Source organism: Streptomyces sp. H27-H5 (assembly GCF_026627505.1).
GTDB lineage: Bacteria > Actinomycetota > Actinomycetes > Streptomycetales > Streptomycetaceae > Streptomyces.
In genome coordinates, this window is sequence record NZ_JAPNLK010000270.1 from 1 (window position 1) to 1736 (window position 1736).

Annotated in this window: 2 protein-coding genes; one reads left to right on the forward strand and one right to left on the reverse strand. The window is 70.1% G+C overall.

From position 1 onward, the window contains the following. The first annotated feature begins 124 nt into the window (after window positions 1–124). Window positions 125–718: a hypothetical protein gene (locus OTB19_RS42665; protein WP_267804242.1), complete on the forward strand. Its 594-nt coding sequence runs from the start codon at window positions 125–127 to the stop codon at window positions 716–718. On the opposite strand, the gene OTB19_RS42670 is transcribed toward OTB19_RS42665, so the two are convergent. Next, a complete protein-coding gene (locus tag OTB19_RS42670) occupies window positions 684–1466 on the reverse strand; it encodes an IS5 family transposase (RefSeq protein ID WP_267804243.1) in 783 nt (260 codons plus the stop codon). The two genes, OTB19_RS42665 and OTB19_RS42670, sit on opposite strands and share 35 nt — an antisense overlap. Between the last annotated feature and the right edge of the window lie 270 nt (window positions 1467–1736).

Consider the following 1736-nt stretch of genomic DNA (forward strand, 5'->3'; position numbering starts at 1 on the left):
AGAAGCCGTTGCTGAACCGGAAGGGCCGTCGCTTGATCGGTTGATTCTTCCTGGTCAGGCATGGGGTGGGTGCTGGTGCGGCAGGCTCGTTGGGTCGGGTTGTCGTCGTGCTGGAGGTGCTGGAATGCCGTCGGTGGTGGGCATGCTGGAGGAGCGGGAGCTGGCGGCGCGGGTGCGCACGGAGGCCTTGCGGGAAGAGGCGGACCGGGTGCTGGCCGCGTTGGCCGACTCGGAGTCGGAGTGGCGGGAGTGGGTGATCGCCAGGCAGCGTGTGGACGTCGTGCTTCGGGAGGGCTCTGTGGTTCCCGTACTGCCGGAGCCGGAGTCGCCTGGTGGTGTCGTGGAGGCGGCGGCCGCTGCGGCGGCCGATGCAGTCCCGACGCCGGCTGCTGGAGCGTCGGGAGCGGTCGTGCCCGGTGTCGTGTCGGGAAAGCCTGTGCGGACGGTGCCGGTGTGGGCGCCGGGCCTGGACCGGGGGGTGCTGCGGGAGAACTACCGCGCGGTGGTGGAGGTCCTGGTGACGGCGGCAGAGGCGGGCGGGGTATCGATGACGCGTTCCTGCCCGGAGATCGCGGTGGCGCTGGGGATGGAGGTGACGAAGAACAACATCGAGGGCCGGGTCCGGCATGTTGCGAAGCGGCTGGTGGAGCGGGGCTGGCTGGTCGAGCCGGTTCAGGGCCGGTTCAGGCTCGCCGACGGGCCAGCCGCCGCGTCATGAGGGTGGTCATCGACCACACCACCATCTGCTCGTGGACTTCCGGCAGCCCCTCGTAGTCCCGCGCCAGGCGGCGGGTGCGCATCAGCCAGGCGTTGGTGCGCTCGACCACCCATCGGCGCGGCAGCACCACGAAGCCTGACATGTCGTCGGACCGCTTGATGATCTGCAGTCTCAGGTGCAGTTTCTCAGCGGCCCAGGTCACGAGCGCGCCGGTGTAGGCGCCGTCCGCCCAGACCAGGGCCAGACGGTGGAAGCGGACGCGGGCGCGTTGCAGCAGCGGGCGGGCGGCGTCGCGGTCCTGCACACTCGCGGCGGTGACCATGACCCCCAGCAGCAGACCCAGGCAGTCCACCAGCAGGTGGCGCTTGCGGCCCGGGGTCCGCTTGCCGGCGTCGTAGCCCGATGATGCCTTCGGCACGTGGGCGGAGCCGCGCACGCTCTGCGAGTCGATGATGCCGGCAGTCGGCTCCGGGTCCCGTCCGGCGTCCTCGCGGACCTGCCCGCGCAGCCGGTCGTGCAACTCGCCCAGCAGGCCCTTGACCCGCCAGCGCCGGTTGAAGGCGTAGACGCGGTCCCATGCGGGGAAGTCCGCCGGCACTGCCCGCCACTTGCAGCCGTTGTCATTCAGGTAGCGGACCGCGTCGATCATCTGCCGGTGGCAGTAGCCCTCCGGCTGCCCGCCGCGCCCCTCCAGCCAACCGGGCACGGGCATCGAATCGCGCACCAACGCCCACTCCGCATCCGACATGTCCGTGGGGTACACCGGCCGCCGGTCCGAATGGTCAGCCGCATTCCCGAACCGGTGAGCGAGACAATCACACGACAGGGACGGCCAGTTGGACGCGGCCGGCACAGAGACGAAAGACTGCGGCATCAGGGCCTCCGGAGCGTGCGTGGCTTCAACAACTCCGCACTGCCTCGGAGGCCCTGCCTTCATGCGCGCGCGTGCCGCCGATCATCCGACCGTGTCATCCCAGTCGAACTGACGCCCACCATGATCGATAGAGCAACGACTTCT